Origin of the sequence: Flavobacterium notoginsengisoli, from assembly GCF_014207905.1 — a bacterium.
GTDB lineage: Bacteria > Bacteroidota > Bacteroidia > Flavobacteriales > Flavobacteriaceae > Flavobacterium > Flavobacterium notoginsengisoli_A.
This window is the reverse complement of sequence record NZ_JACHLB010000003.1, coordinates 118,173-133,416: the sequence shown is the minus strand read 5'-3', so window position 1 is coordinate 133,416 and position 15,244 is coordinate 118,173. Positions and strand designations below refer to the sequence as shown.

General features: G+C 33.6%; 7 protein-coding genes. All 7 read left to right on the top strand.

The features are described 5' to 3' along the window. Window positions 1-26 precede the first annotated feature (26 nt). Complete coding sequence (locus HNP35_RS11150; RefSeq protein ID WP_184161580.1) at window positions 27-1,223, top strand: FecR family protein; 1,197 nt, start codon at window positions 27-29, stop codon at window positions 1,221-1,223. 101 nt (window positions 1,224-1,324) lie between these two features. Further along, window positions 1,325-4,906 carry a SusC/RagA family TonB-linked outer membrane protein gene (locus HNP35_RS11145; RefSeq protein ID WP_184161577.1) on the top strand — a complete coding sequence of 1,194 codons (3,582 nt, stop codon included), beginning with the start codon at window positions 1,325-1,327 and terminating at the stop codon, window positions 4,904-4,906. A gap of 9 nt (window positions 4,907-4,915) precedes the next feature. Continuing rightward, window positions 4,916-6,310 (top strand): RagB/SusD family nutrient uptake outer membrane protein, encoded by a 1,395-nt coding sequence (locus HNP35_RS11140; RefSeq protein WP_184161573.1) that lies wholly within the window; start codon window positions 4,916-4,918, stop codon window positions 6,308-6,310. A gap of 62 nt (window positions 6,311-6,372) precedes the next feature. Then, a complete protein-coding gene (locus HNP35_RS11135; protein ID WP_184161570.1) occupies window positions 6,373-8,367 on the top strand; it encodes a TlpA family protein disulfide reductase in 1,995 nt (664 codons plus the stop codon). Window positions 8,368-8,387: 20 nt separating this feature from the next. After that, window positions 8,388-9,779, top strand: a complete 1,392-nt coding sequence (locus HNP35_RS11130) for an alpha/beta hydrolase family protein (protein WP_184161567.1) — start codon at window positions 8,388-8,390, stop codon at window positions 9,777-9,779. Window positions 9,780-10,041: 262 nt separating this feature from the next. Next, window positions 10,042-12,111, top strand: a complete 2,070-nt coding sequence (locus HNP35_RS11125) for a protein-disulfide reductase DsbD family protein (protein WP_184161564.1) — start codon at window positions 10,042-10,044, stop codon at window positions 12,109-12,111. Window positions 12,112-12,240: 129 nt separating this feature from the next. Further along, window positions 12,241-15,063, top strand: coding sequence for a M16 family metallopeptidase (locus HNP35_RS11120; RefSeq protein ID WP_184161561.1), 2,823 nt, complete (start codon window positions 12,241-12,243; stop codon window positions 15,061-15,063). Window positions 15,064-15,244 lie beyond the last annotated feature (181 nt).

Genomic DNA, 15,244 nt, shown 5'->3' with positions numbered 1-15,244 from the left:
ATAACCGATACTTAATATCAAAAAATATGTCTCAAGGAAAGAAAGAAATTATAATCGCGGCTCTTATAAGAAAACAACTGCTTGTAGGAGAATTATCGATTGAAGAAAATGCTCTTTTGCAAGAATGGCTTTCTGTACCCGAAAATCAAGAATATTATCAGAAAGTTATTGATTTAGAAACTTTCAAGTCAAAAGAAAGATTCTATGAAACTGTAGATGCTGATGCGGCATTTCAGAGAATAAAAGACAAAATAGGTTTTGAAGATTCGCCTGTAATTTCACTTTTCAATTATAATAATATATTGAAATATGCCGCAGTACTTTTATTATTTGCAGGAATTGCTTCTGTTTTCTTTTACATGAATAATGATTCTATTTCTAAGAATCAGGAAGTTGTTGTAAAAAGTATTGAGCCAAGATACAATCATCCAACTTTAGTTTTAGCCGATGGAACTGTGGTTTCTTTAGAACCTAAAAAAGAAAAAATTGTTTCTAAAAATGGCGTAATCTCCAATGTAAATCAGGTTTTGGTTTATGATGCAAAAGCGCTTAACGGAAAAGTTTCGACGGGAGAAAATACGCTGATTGTTCCAATAGGAGGAATTTATGCAGTAAGTCTTTCAGACGGAACCAAAGTTTGGCTAAACTCCAAATCTACTTTAAAATATCCTGTTGAATTTAACGGGAATACGCGTAATGTGACTTTAGAAGGAGAAGCTTATTTTGAAGTTAGTAAAAATGCTCATAGTCCGTTTACAGTAAAAACAAAATCTGGTGAAGTTACTGTTTTAGGAACTCATTTTAATGTCAGCGCTTATGATGAAGACAGAAATTTTGAAGCCACACTGGCCGAAGGAAAAGTAAAAGTTTCTGGAATAAATAAAGAAAATCAATCTGTTACGCTGGTTCCTGGACAGCAGGCTCGTCTAAGAAATAATGCTTTAATTGTTGCTGAAGTTGATCCTTCTGCTTATACAGCATGGAAAGACGGTAAGTTTTATTTCGAGAATGAAAATCTAAAAAACATTTTGACCAAAATGGCAAGATGGTACAATTTTAATGTGAAGTTCGAACAAAAAGCATTAGAGCAGATTAAGTTCACGGGTATCGTTTTAAAAGACGAACCAATTGATCATTTCCTAGATATTATAAGTAAATCATCCAATGTTAAATATAAAATAACCAAAATAAACCAAACGTATGAAGTAACCGTAAGTAAGTAAAAAAAGAAAACCGGAAAATATTGCAGTATTTCCCGGCGAGTATTTGTTCAGTCGAAAAAAAGAGTTCGAAATCAATTAACCAACCAAAACATTTTAAAAGTATGAAAAAAAACCTATCCGCAAAAGATTGTGGGGTAAAATCCGCGCTTTGGGATAAATTTCTTGACCTAATGAAGAAATCCCTAATATTATCGATATTTCTTTTCAATATAGTCGCTTTTGCTTATTCGCAAAAAGTAACTATAAATGCAAGAAACCAATCTGTATCTGCCGTTTTAAAGACAATTACGAGAAAAACCAATGTTGAGTTTTTCTATAGCGATGACGTTTTTGATGCTCAGAGGAGAGTAGATATTTCTGTAAATAAAGCCGATGTTATGGCTGTTATTAAAGAATTAATAGGCGATAATTATAAAGCAGAATTTGTAAATAATAAGTTGATTGTTATTGCATTAAATCCAAAAGTAAAACCAATAACCGCTTCTACATTAGAAGAAAAAGTAAAAATAAAAGGTGTTGTAACCAATTCTAAAAAAGAATATTTAATTGGAGCAACAGTTTGGGTAAAAGGCACTAAGGACGGAGCCATTACCAATTTTGACGGTTCTTACGAAATCATGGCCAAAAAAGGCGATGTTCTTGTTTTTGAATATTTAGGATACAAAAAACTAGAAGTTACCGTTACAGACAGCTTGATTATTAATCCAGTTTTGTTAGAGGATGTTAGTAAATTGGATGAAGTAAAAGTAGTTTCTACAGGATATCAAAAAATTGACAGAGAGCGTTCCACGGGTTCTTTTGCTGTGATTACGGCTAAAGATTTAGAAAAAGTTCCAACTTCAAACCTTATCAATAGATTAGAGGGGCAGGTTGCGGGACTTCAGATCGATCTATTAGAATCTGATAACACATTTGTTTATGGAAATCTGTTAGGAAGTAACGCTGGAAAGACGAGTTATAATTTTGCTATTCGTGGAAAATCAACTTATGCTTCTAATCAAATGCCTTTAGTAGTATTGGATGGAACTCCAACAGAATTGGATATCAGAACGATTAATCCTAATGATATTGAAAAAGTTACGTTCTTGAAAGATGCTGCTGCCGCTTCTATTTATGGAGCTAGAGCTGCAAATGGAGTAATGGTAATTGATACTAAAAAAGGAAAAGCGGGAATGCCAAGTATCAATTTTTCTCAGAGTTATGGCTTTTCAAACAAACCTACTTTGTCAAAGTTACCTTTAATGAATGCTTCTCAAGTTTTAAATCTTGAACAAGAATTAGTAGACAAGAGAATGATTACAGATCCTGCGGGAGTTACAAGTTACCTTCCTGCATCGATTAGTCAGGGAATGGAATTAATGTTTCAAGAAAAAAGAGGACAAATTTCTGCAGCACAAAAAGAAGCTTCTCTAAATATTTTAAGAGGACGCAATACATATGATCAGTTAGAGAAATACTTGCTTCAAGCTTCTACAACTCAAAACTACGATTTATCGATAAGTGGCGGAGGACAAAATGATTATTCTTATTTAGTTTCGGGTTCCTATTCTAAAGAAGAAACACAAGCTGTTGGAACAGATGGTCAGCGTTTAACGTTATTGGCAAATCAAGATTTTAAATTATTCAATTACATAAAATTGAATACCAGTTTAAGAGGATCTATTTTTAAATATGATCAAAATGGGCTAGGACTTTCGCCATTAGCAAGATCAAGAGCAACATTTTTGCCTTATGATCAGATTGTCGATGATAATGGTAATTCTGTTGGATATTATCAGCATTTCTATAGCGGAGCAACTATTCCTTTAGAACAGAAAGGATATCTTCCTTGGAAATACAATTACATGGATGAGCTGAATAATATGAATAAAACAATAAACGAACAGAATTACGGAGCGGTAATTTCGGCTACAGTGCCATTACTAAAAGGTTTGGATGCTGTTGGAAATTATACCGTTGAACGTTCTTATTTCTCTAATGATAATAAGTATAATGAGGATACTTATTTTGTTCGTGATATGATTAATACAGCAACTTCAGTAAATAGTTTTGGAGATTTATCATACGGAATTCCAAGAGGTGGAATCTATCAAACAAATGACTATGGTAAAAATAGTTATACGCTTAGAGGACAATTAAATTACGATGGGATTATCGGTAATGATCATTTAATTAATGCAATGGGAGGTATCGAAGCGAGACAAGTTAAAGAAACTATCGACGGAGGTACTTTGTACGGATACAATTTTAAAACGCAAACTTCTGTTGATATTCCGGCGCAAAATTATACAGATGTAAATGGTTATATCGGTTACGCAAATTATAACAATACACTTAAAGAAAACCGCAGAAGATTCTTATCTTATTATGCTAATGCGGGTTATACTTTTAAAAATACCTATACCTTAACGGGAAGCGCTCGTTTAGACGATTATAACAATTTTGGTGTAGACAAAAAGTTAAGAAGAACACCGCTTTGGTCTACAGGGGCAAAATGGATTATCAAAAACGAATCTTTCTTAAAAGATGTAAATTTTGTAAATAGTTTGGCATTAAGAGCTAGTTATGGTTTTAATGGAAACATTAATATGGAAACTTTTCCTTTTACCAATATTACCTTAAACGACTCAGATTATTATTCACAACAGCCTTACGCTAGTATCAGTTCGCCTGCAAATCCAAATTTACGTTGGGAAAAAACGGGTATCTTAAACTTTGGTGTTGACTTTTCTATTTTAAACAGCAGATTAAATGGTACTATAGAATATTATACAAAAGATAGCCAAGATTTAATTGTAGAATTCCCAGTTTCTCCTTTCTACGGATTGGTAAATGATTATCTAACTCGTAATGCCGCAAACCTTAAAGGTAAAGGTGTCGATTTTAGTTTGAATGGTACGATTTTAAAATCTAAAGATTTCTCATGGAACTCAGCTTTAGTAATTTCTTATAACAGGACAGAGGTTTCTGATTCTCGTTTTGAAAACTACAGTAGTTACTTAAACGGAACAGGATCAACACCTCCAATTGCAGGATATCCTTTAAATAGCGTTTTTGCTTTTAGATCTGCAGGTTTAGATGCGAATGGAATGACACAAGTTTATGATAAGTCGGGTAATATTGTAAACTCTTTTACCTCTCTTAAAGATATTGAAGACATGAAATATATGGGAACTAATATTCCTTCATATTACGGAAGTTTCAGTCATACATTCAATTACAAAAAATTGTCGCTGTTTATTTTGGCAACTTACAAATTTGATTACGTAATGTTTAAACCAACATTTACAAGTTACGTAAGTCGCGGTACTTTTGGTTCTTACGATCTAAATGCAGATATCGACAAAAGATGGAGAGTTCCTGGCGATGAGGCAACAACAAATGTTCCTGGCGTTCAAGGAATGAGCGGTTACAGTTATAACAGATATGTTTTTAGTGACAGCCAAGTTATAGACGGAGATCATATTCGTTTTAGAGAACTTTCATTAAAATATGATTTATCAGATTTAATAAAAAGCAGAATTGTAAGAAATGCAGGAGTTACTTTTTCTGCTAGAAATCTTGGATTCTTTTGGAGAAAAAACAAAGACGGTATAGATCCAGATTTCCCTCCAGTTACAGGAGCAAATCTAAAAACGCCTCCAGTAGCCTTGTATTCAATTGGTTTTAATGTTAATTTTTAATTTTTGAAGATGAAAAAGTATTTAAAATATATAGTCTTAACTGCAATTGGAGCATTCATAACAAGTTGTGACAATTATGTAGATATTCAGACAGAAGGAAAATTAGTGCCAGAAGAAACACTAAATTACAGGTATTTGCTAAATAATACCAGAATGTTTGATTGCACATATGATTTAATAGATGCAGCTTCGGACGATGCTAATTTTGAAAATGAAACTCAGATTACGTCTTTAGAAGCTTCAACCTATTACCGTCCTTTTTTGAATACCTATAAATGGGCAGATCAGATGTTTTATGATGGTGAAAAGGATTACGACATGGAAAGTTTATACGACGGATTGTATTACACCAATGTTATTATTACTGAAGTAATGAAAAGTAAAAAAGGTACGGAAGCAGAGAAATTAGCTATAAAAGGTGAGGCTCAAGTACATCGTGCTTTTATTTACCTAACGTTGGTAAATACTTACGGAAAAGCATATGATGCATCAACTTCAAGTACAGATTTGGGAGTCCCAGTTTTTACTACTCCAACGGTTTCTCAAGATATTAAAAGAGCATCAGTTCAGGAAGTATATAACTTAATTATTGCAGATTTGAATGATGCAATTAATTCAGGTTTAAAACCAGTAAATTCAGGATTGAATGTGGCATTTCCTTCACAAGCATCTGCTTATGCACTTTTAGCTAGAACTTATTTGCTAATGCGCAATTATCCAGAGGCTAGAACAAATGCAGAAAAAGCGTTGGCTTTACAAAATAAATTAGTAAATCTTGCTGATTATGAGTTTAATTCATATCCAACAAAAAGATTTGATTCTGAAATTATATTGTCAAAATCTAGCAATAATTCGTATCAATATTCGCCAAGAGTTTTACAATTAAGCAATGAACTTCTTAATTTGTTTGATCCTAACGATTTACGTTACGTTATGTTTACAAGACCAACATCAGATTTTGATTTTTCCTTTGATAAAGGAAGAGCTTACGCTAAAGAAAGCCTAACAAACGAAGGAAGAAATGCAGGTCCAAGTGTACCAGAAATGATGCTGATAAAAGCGGAAGGCGAGGCAAGAGCAGGATCGGGAACTGCTGCAATGGCGACTATTAATAAATTAAGAGAAAGCCGTTTTAGAGCTGGAGAATATGTGGCTTTAACAGCAATAGATAATAAAGACGCTTTAATAAAAGTTTTAGCCGAAAGAAGAAGAGAATTAATGGCAACTGGCGGTTTCAGATGGTTTGATTTGAAAAGATTAAATAAAGAACCAGAGTTTACAAAAACAATTACACATAGTTTTAAAGGTCAGACGCTTACGTTGGCTCCAAATTCAGATCGTTATCAAATGCCTTTTGCGCCAATCTATTTTGATTACGCTCCAAACTTAGAACAAAACAAGTAAAAAGATATTCTAAAAACAGCACGTTCAAATTTCTTTGGACGTGCTAAAATCAAAAAGAAATAATGAAAATATTTAAACTAGCAGCACTTTTTTTTAGTGTTACTGTGGCTTCTTATGCCCAAAATGAATCCAAAAGATTTGCCGTTTCGCCAGAAGCGCCTAAATCTGGAGATGAAATTACCATTACTTACGACCCTTCTGGAAGTATTTTAAAAGACGCAAAACAAGTATCGGGAAGAATCTATACTCATGGAAGTTTCAAATGGAAAGTTGCCGATATTACTTTAAAACCAACAGCCGATAAAAAATGGCAGACTAAAGTAAAACTAGCCGATGATGCGGCATTAATTACCTGTGTTTTTATTTCAGATACGTTGATTGATAAAGGAGGAAAAGATACTTATTCTTGGATGATTCCACCCACTAAAAGCAGTTATTCAGGTTGGGGATTATTAAGAAATGAGTCATTTGCAGATCAGCATCCAAATTTTCTTGATCCAGTTTCAACCATTAATGACACAATTAGTTTGATGTGGATTAAGTATGAATTACAGTATCATCCGGAAAGCCGTATTGATGTTTTTTACGAAGGTTTAAGACTAACCAAAAATGTGAAGCCTATCGATATGACAAAACCGATTAAAAATGAATTGAAGTTTGTAATCGGAAATAACCTGAATAATTTGCAGCAATATAAAGTTCAAAAAGCATTAGATCTTTTAGAACAGCCAGCAAATAAAGCTTTTACAGATTCTGTTCAGAAAGTAATGCTTACTAAATATCCAAACGGAGTTTGGGCTCGTGATATCGAAATCAAGAAGATTTTTACAGAGAATGACTTTGCTAAAAAAGTAAAAGCATACGAAGACTTTGAGAAAAAATTTCCGCAAAGCAATTTTCAAGATGTACTTACAGATACAGAAGCTTTGTATTACGATAAAATGTTCAAAAGCATTGCTTATGGATATATCGTAAACAATAAAGATTACAACTACGCAATTAATAGTGTAAAAAAGGTTTCATACACTAATTTAATAGATTATGCTTGGCATTTAGTGGGAATTCCGTTTGACAGAGATCAAGAAGGAAGCGAGAAAACTAACTTAGAAATCTTAAAAAAATACGCAGACGCAATTATTCCAGAAATGGAAAGTAGAGAAGCCCATCTTCCAAAAGATAAAGTAGGTGAAATGTCTTTGTCTCAATGGCAGGAATTGGCATTACAATATGGTGCGAGAGAATATTTTACGTATGCTAAACTTTTGGAGATTTTCAAAAACTACGATTTAGAAAGAAAATATCTGGATAAAGTTAAACCATTAATGGCTTACAAAAATGCAAGCTACAATGAAGTTTATGTTAGAATGCTTTTGAGAGAAGGAAAAACAGCCGAAGCAAAAGCTTTTATGGAACTTTCTGCTAAACAAAACCAGATTACACCTGCTACAATTGCTTCGTTAAAAGATTTGTATTTGAAAGAAGGTAAAAAAGAAGCTGATTTTGATGCATACTTACATTCTTTAAAAGCGGACAATAATGAAGAGCATAAAAAGAAATTAATCTCAGAATTAATCAATCTTCCAATCGCTGGATTTGAAATGGAAAGCAGCCGAGGCGGAAAAGCAAAACTAGCAGATCAAAAAGGTAAAATTGTGGTTTTAGATTTCTGGGCAACTTGGTGCGGACCTTGTAAAAATGCAATGCCAGGAATGAACATGGCGGTAAACAAATACAAAGCCGATGATAATGTGAAATTCTATTTTGTAGATACACAGGAATATATCAAAGATTTTAAAGCACAGACCCAAGCTTTCATTAAAGAAAAAGGATATGATTTCACCATTCTTTACGATGGTAAAAATCCTAAAACCGGTAAATATGATGAGACTTACGAAAAGTACGCAAAAGCATTTCATTTCTCTGGAATTCCGCAAAAAATGATTATCGATCAAAACGGAAAATTAAGATGGCAATCAACAGGTTATTTTGGAAGTCCAAGCGAATTGGCTGACGAGATTTCGATTATCATTGAATATTTAAAAGCTGAGAAAAAATAATTTAGTTAAAGGTTATAAAAATGAAAATTGTTAATTTTTTATATCTCAGTATTTTAGTATTGTGCTGTCAGATTGGTTTTTCGCAAACCATCTGGCAAGGCCAATACCATTCGTACCGAATTGTGGTAAAAGGCGATTTTGAAAGCGCTAAAGATTCTCTTTTATTAAGTCTTCCGGAATTGCAATATGAGTCAATTAAGGTTGGAGTTCGTAAAAACAAGGATAGTATTTCCTTTAAAAATGAAATGTATAATTTCTCTTTTAAAGGAAAATACAATTCCGATAAAACTGCAGTTGAAGGAGTTTTTAATCACTATTCAATTCCAAATGCAGCAGTTATTTTGAAAAAGCAAAGTGAAATAACACCTTTGTTTTTTGCACAGCATCCGCAGAAACCTTATCCGTATCAGGTAATCGATATGACTTTCCTCGGAAAAAATACTAAACTGACTTACGGAGCTACCTTGACAATTCCGAATAATAAAAAGAAATATCCTTTAGCGATTTTAGTTTCAGGAACGGGACAACACGATCGAAATTATACTTTTATGGGAAGAGAATCTTTCACAGTTCTAGCTGATTATTTGGCAAAAAACGGAATCGCTTCTTTACGTGTAGACGACCGTGGATATGGAAAAACAACTGGTGATTTTGAAAATGCTACAACAGGAGATTTTGCCAATGATGTTGAGGAACAAATTGCCTATTTAAAAAGTGATAAAAATATCGATCCATCTTACATCGGATTAATTGGGCATAGCGAAGGAGGAATGATTGCCTCAATTGTAAGTTCGAGAAATAAAGATGTAAAATTTATGATCAGCCTTTCAGGCGTTGGCGTAAGCGGATTAGAAATGCTGAATCTTCAAAACACAGCCATTTTAAAAAGCTATAAATTCTCAGATAAAGTCGTAGCCAAACAGATGGAAATGTACAACATCATGTTCAACGTGGTTTACAATACCAAAGACAATGAATCGGCAAAACCGGCAATGGAAGTAAAATTGAAAGAATGGATGCAGCAACAAGACACCACAACTTTGAAAGAAGTGCAAATGTGGGACGGACGTGACCAGACTTTCTTATATCGTTACGGAAAAGATGCCGATAGAAAATGGTATCGCTACACCATTCATTACAAACCAGAAAACTTTCTGCCAAAGATTACAGTGCCAGTATTTATAGCAAATGGAGACAAAGATATTCAAGTTCCTGCTGTTGAAAATATTGAGTCTTTCAAAAAATATTTGGGAACTAAAGATTTAACTACAAAGATTTATCCGGGTTTAAATCATATGTATCAGCATTGTAAAACTTGTACGCAGAACGAAGCTAAAGAGATTGATGAAGTTTTTGCCCCAGAAGTTTTGGATGATATTGCAAAGTGGATTTTGGCTCGATATAAAAAGTGACTTAAAATTTTTAAACACATAGAAACATAGGTTTTTCTTTCTTATTAAAAGATAATAAAAGAGAAACTAGTTTCTCAACACATAGCTTTGTCAACTTTGTTAACTTTGTCAAAGTTCAAAACTTTGACAAAGTTTAAAGATCTATATCTATGTTTATTTAAATAAATGAAATGCCTTTTATAGACAATCTAAGTCCTATGATTCTATGTGTTTAAAACAACATTTAGATAAAAAAATACAATAAGTATATTTCTCTAACATCATGAAAAAATTATTCTTTTTTATTGCAATATTCTTTGCGATAAGCAATCTTACTGCCCAAATTTACGATCCCGTTTCGTTTACTACTTCAGTAAAAGAAATAGGAGAGAACAAATACACTTTGTCTATCATTGCCAAGATTGACAAGGGCTGGCACGTATATTCCCAGAATGTGCCACAGGGCGGACCAGCACCAACGAGTTTTACATTTCAGTATTCAAAAAACTATAAAAAAATTGGAGCAGTTGTAGAACCAAAAGGACATGAAGTAGACGATCCTGTTTTTAATATGCGAATTAAATACTTTGCAGATAAAGCCATTTTTACGCAAAATATTGAAAGAAAAACAAGCGATGCTTTTACCATCGATGCTGTAATATTTTTTATGGTTTGTAATGATAACAGCTGTCTGCCACCAGGAGAAAAAGAAGTAAAATTTACCTTCAAAAAATCAGACACGCCAGTTGATAACGAAGAAACAGCAAGTACAGCAACAGAAGAAAAAAATACAGATTTGCCTGCAAAAGACGAATCAATTACTAAACAGGATACCAGAAACAACACGACAAATTCTGTTAGCATTGCTGGCAAAGACACTCCTGAAATTTCAAATAATTCGACAAAAACTTCTACAGAAAAAACAGCCCCTGAAGAAAGTTTATGGACATTATTTTTCTTCAGCTTTTTAGGAGGTCTTGCGGCTTTGTTTACTCCTTGCGTATTCCCGATGATTCCAATGACGGTTAGTTTCTTTACCAAACAAAGTAAAACCAAAGCTGCCGGAATAAGAAATGCCATGATTTACGGTGTTTTTATTATCGTAATTTATGTGATTTTAGGCAGTCTGGTAACAGCAATTTTTGGAGCCGACGCGTTAAATGCTTTGGCAACCAATGTCGTTTTCAATATTGTATTTTTCCTGCTTTTATTGGTTTTTGCCTTGTCATTTTTAGGCGCTTTCGAAATAGTATTGCCAAGTTCATGGCTAACTAAAATCGATCAGAAATCGGAAATGGGTGGGGCTTTTGGAATTTTCTTTATGGCATTGGCTTTGGCCGTTGTTTCGTTTTCTTGTACAGGACCAATTGTTGGAACATTATTGGTTCAGGCAGCAAGTCAGGCAGGAATTGCGCCAATTGTCGGTATGTTAGGATTTTCATTAGCAATTGCGTTGCCATTTACATTATTTGCCGCTTTTCCAGGTTGGATGAATTCGCTTCCAAAATCAGGCGGTTGGTTGAATTCAGTTAAAGTGGTTTTAGGCTTTTTAGAATTGGCTTTAGCCTTTAAATTCTTAAGCAATGCCGATTTAGTTTTACAATTACATTTATTAGAAAGAGAAGTATTCCTAGCCATTTGGATTGCCATATTCTCTGTTTTAGCTTTTTATTTATTTGGAAAAATCCAGTTGTCGCATGATTCACCTTCGACTCATATATCTGTGGGAAGATTGAGTTTAGGAATTATCGTGCTGTCATTTGTGGTGTATATGATTCCGGGACTTTGGGGAGCTCCGTTGCAATACATCAGTGGATTTCCGCCGGCAAAGCAATACAGTGAATCACCAAATGGCTTCGGAAATGCAGTAACCCAAAGTACAGAAAAATCAAATCTTCCTGAGGGCGCAGAAAGCGGTCCAAATGGAATTCCGACTTTTCATAATTATGATGAAGGTTTAGCTTACGCGAAAAAAGTAAACAAACCCATAATGATTGATTTTACTGGATATGCCTGCGTAAACTGCCGTAAAATGGAAGAACGTGTTTGGCCAGATCCAAAAGTTTTGAATGTTCTAAATAATGATGTGGTTCTAATTTCACTGTATGTTGATGATAAAAGACCTTTACCAAAAGAAGAACAAGTGGTTTCTAAAATTACAGGTAAAGTCCTAAAATATACTGGACAGAAATGGAGCGAACTTCAGATTCTGAAATACAAAACCAATGCACAGCCGTATTACGTTTTAATGGATCATAACGAAAAAGATTTGAACAAACCATCGGCGTATAATCCAGATATAAATGCATATTATGAGTGGCTTCAGGAAGGAGTCCGGAATTTTAAAAAATAATTTGGAACACGGATGAAACGGATTTACTTCGTAAACTTTAAAATTTAAAAATCTGCGTAAATCCGCGTTTTCGCGATAGCGAATCCGTTAAATCCGCGTGCCAATCAACCCAAAAATAAAAAGTATCAAATGAAAATCTTTCAATCAAAATATTGGCTTTTTGTCCTTTTAATCGGATTTAAAAGCGTGGCTCAATTTTCGACTACAGTTCCGTTGAGCAAAGATGTCGTTTCGGGAAAATTAAAAAACGGAATGAAATATTATATCCTGCATAATGAATTTCCAAAAGATCGCGTGTGTTTTTATTTCGCTCAAAATGTTGGAGCAATTTTAGAAAATGATGATCAAAACGGATTAGCGCATTTTCTGGAACACATGGCCTTTAACGGAACGCAAAACTTTGAAGGAAAAGGCATTATTGATATGCTGGAGAAAAAAGGGGTTCGTTTTGGTGCCGATATTAATGCTTATACCGCGCAAGATCAGACTGTTTATAATTTGAGTAATGTTCCTGCAACAGATTCAAAATTAGTTGATTCTTGTCTTTTGGCACTGCACGATTGGTCAGGTTTTCTTTTGCTGAAAGATGCAGAAATTGATGCTGAAAGAGGTGTAATTAGAGAAGAATGGCGTACCAGACGTGATTCTGACTTTAGACTTCGTTTAGAAACCGATAAAACATTGTACAAAGGTTCTAAATATGCAAAACGTGACGTAATTGGAGATTTGAATATCATTAATAATTTTGATTATCAGGTTCTTAGAGATTATTATAAAAAATGGTATCGTCCAGATTTACAAGCCGTTATTGTGGTTGGTGATATTGATGTAAAAGAAATAGAAAAGAAAATCATAGCCACTTTTTCTTCTATAGAAATGCCTAAAAATCCAACAGAACGCTATTATGTTTCAATTCCGAAAAATAAAGGAATGGAATATGTTTTGGCAAAAGACAAAGAAGCACAGGAAACTTCAATTGTACTTTACTATAAAAAAGACTATGATAAAGTAAAAAATAAAGAAACGATCAGAAGAGATTTGGTAAATAATTTATGTACCGATATGATCAATAGACGTTATCAGGAATTCATTCAAAACAATGAAACTGCTGTACTTAAAATGGCAACTGGACCTTCAGAAGTATCGAGATTGACCAATTCGTACAGTTTGTATGTTGTGCCTAAAAACAATAAAACTGCAGAAGGTTTCAAAGAAATGATGATCGAAACTGAAAGAGCGATTCGTTACGGATTTACACAGAAAGAATTAGACCGAAACAAAGAAAGCGTTTTGAGTTATTATGAAAATTTGCTTCAGAATAAAGACAAAATTGATAATGATACTTTCTCTGAGCAATTAGTTGAATATTTTCTGAAAGCAGTTCCGTTTGAAAGCATCGAAACGGAGTATGAAAACATCAAAACAAGATTGGCTTCGATTTCGCTTGCAGAAATTAATCAGGCTGTTAAAAAGCTTCAGACAACCGACAATATTGTGATGACGGTTACTGGTCCTGATAAAAGTGATGTAGTATATCCGACAAAAGAAGATTATCTTAAAATTATGGCTGAGGTAAAGAAAATGCCTCTTGAAAAATACAAAGAAACCGATACTAATCAGCCTTTGATTATAGCAGAATTAAAAGGTTCAAAAGTCACAAAAGAAACGTCGATTGAAAGAGTCAAAGGAGCGAAAAGTTATGTTTTAGGAAATGGAGCTAAAATCGTTTTATATCCAACAACATTGGCTAAAGACGAAGTTTTATTTTCTGCTTATAGTTTAGGAGGAAGTTCCTTAATTAAAACAGAAGATATTCCGTCTTCACAGATTGCGGTGAGTTTGGTAGAAAGTTCTGGTTTAGGCGTATTCAAAAGCACTGATTTAAAAGACAAATTAAACGGTAAAATTGCAAATGTCAAACCGTACATCTCAGAATTAACAGAAGGTTTCCAGGGTTCAAGCAACCAGAAAGATTTTGAAACTTTATTGCAATTGGTGTATCTGTATTTTGAACAGCCGAGATTTGATAAAGATTCGTACGCAAGAATGTTAACGGGTTTTAGCAATTCTTTAGAAAATGCGGCGAATACGAATCCGAAAGTTTTTCAGGATACTATTTCGCAATTAAATTACAACCATAACAAACGAGTTCCTTTATTGAATGAAGAGTTTTTGAAAAGATTAAGTTTCGAAAAAGCTTCAGAAATTTATAAAGAAAGAATTCAGAACGCAGCCGATTTTACTTTTGTATTTACGGGAAATCTTCCAGAAAATGCGATTGCATTACTTGAAAAATATATTGGAAGTATAACATCAGATGCAAACAAAAAAGAAAATTATGTTGACAATCATTTAGATCCGGCACCAGGAATTGCAAAGCAGTTATTGGTTCGCGAAATGAATGTTCCAAAAGCAAGCGTTTACATTCGATTTGTAAAACAATTTCCGTACAACTACAAAAATGTATTTACAATGCATATTTTATCTGAATTGCTGTCTAAAAAGTATTTGGATTTAATTAGAGAAGAAGAAGGCGGAAGTTATGGTGTTCACGTTTCCAATTCAGTAAGTCGTCTGCCGTCTGATGAATATTCAATGACAATTAATTTTGACAGTGATCCTGCAAAAGAAGAAAAATTAACGAAGATTGTTTACGAGCAAATTGCGTTAATGCAGCAAAAAGAGGTTAAAGAAGAAGACATTCAATCGGTAAAAAATACGGTTTTAAAAGCCAGAGCAGAAAAAGTCCTAACAAACGGTTTCTGGCTGAGCAGTTTAAACAATATGATTTTACATAACGAAACTTTTAAAGATGACGTCATTTACAAGAAAACCTTAAACGAAATCACAGCGGCCGATTTAAAAGCTTTCGCTAAAGAATTCTTTGCAAAACCAAGCACAGTTGAAGTAATCATGAAATCGAAACCGCAAGTTGCAGGTCCAGAATATTAGAATACATTGGTTTTTCATTGATTTATTAGAAGTATTTTGAATTAGTAAGCTTATACAACTAACTTGAAAAACCTACAGAGAGCTGTCGTAATTGACAGCTCTTTTTTTGTTTTAAAATTGGTTATATATTCCGTAGGATATTTCGTCGGTAGAAAATTACGGCGTTTTCATTATTTTTCGT

Excerpts from the sequence above, each read along its gene's own strand:
- HNP35_RS11140 (WP_184161573.1), top strand. The coding sequence starts at position 4,916 with ATGAAAAAGTATTTAAAATATATAGTCTTAACTGCAATTGGAGCATTC.
- HNP35_RS11120 (WP_184161561.1), top strand. The coding sequence starts at position 12,241 with ATGAAAATCTTTCAATCAAAATATTGGCTTTTTGTCCTTTTAATCGGA.
- HNP35_RS11150 (WP_184161580.1), top strand. The coding sequence starts at position 27 with ATGTCTCAAGGAAAGAAAGAAATTATAATCGCGGCTCTTATAAGAAAA.
- HNP35_RS11145 (WP_184161577.1), top strand. The coding sequence starts at position 1,325 with ATGAAAAAAAACCTATCCGCAAAAGATTGTGGGGTAAAATCCGCGCTT.
- HNP35_RS11135 (WP_184161570.1), top strand. The coding sequence starts at position 6,373 with ATGAAAATATTTAAACTAGCAGCACTTTTTTTTAGTGTTACTGTGGCT.
- HNP35_RS11125 (WP_184161564.1), top strand. The coding sequence starts at position 10,042 with ATGAAAAAATTATTCTTTTTTATTGCAATATTCTTTGCGATAAGCAAT.
- HNP35_RS11130 (WP_184161567.1), top strand. The coding sequence starts at position 8,388 with ATGAAAATTGTTAATTTTTTATATCTCAGTATTTTAGTATTGTGCTGT.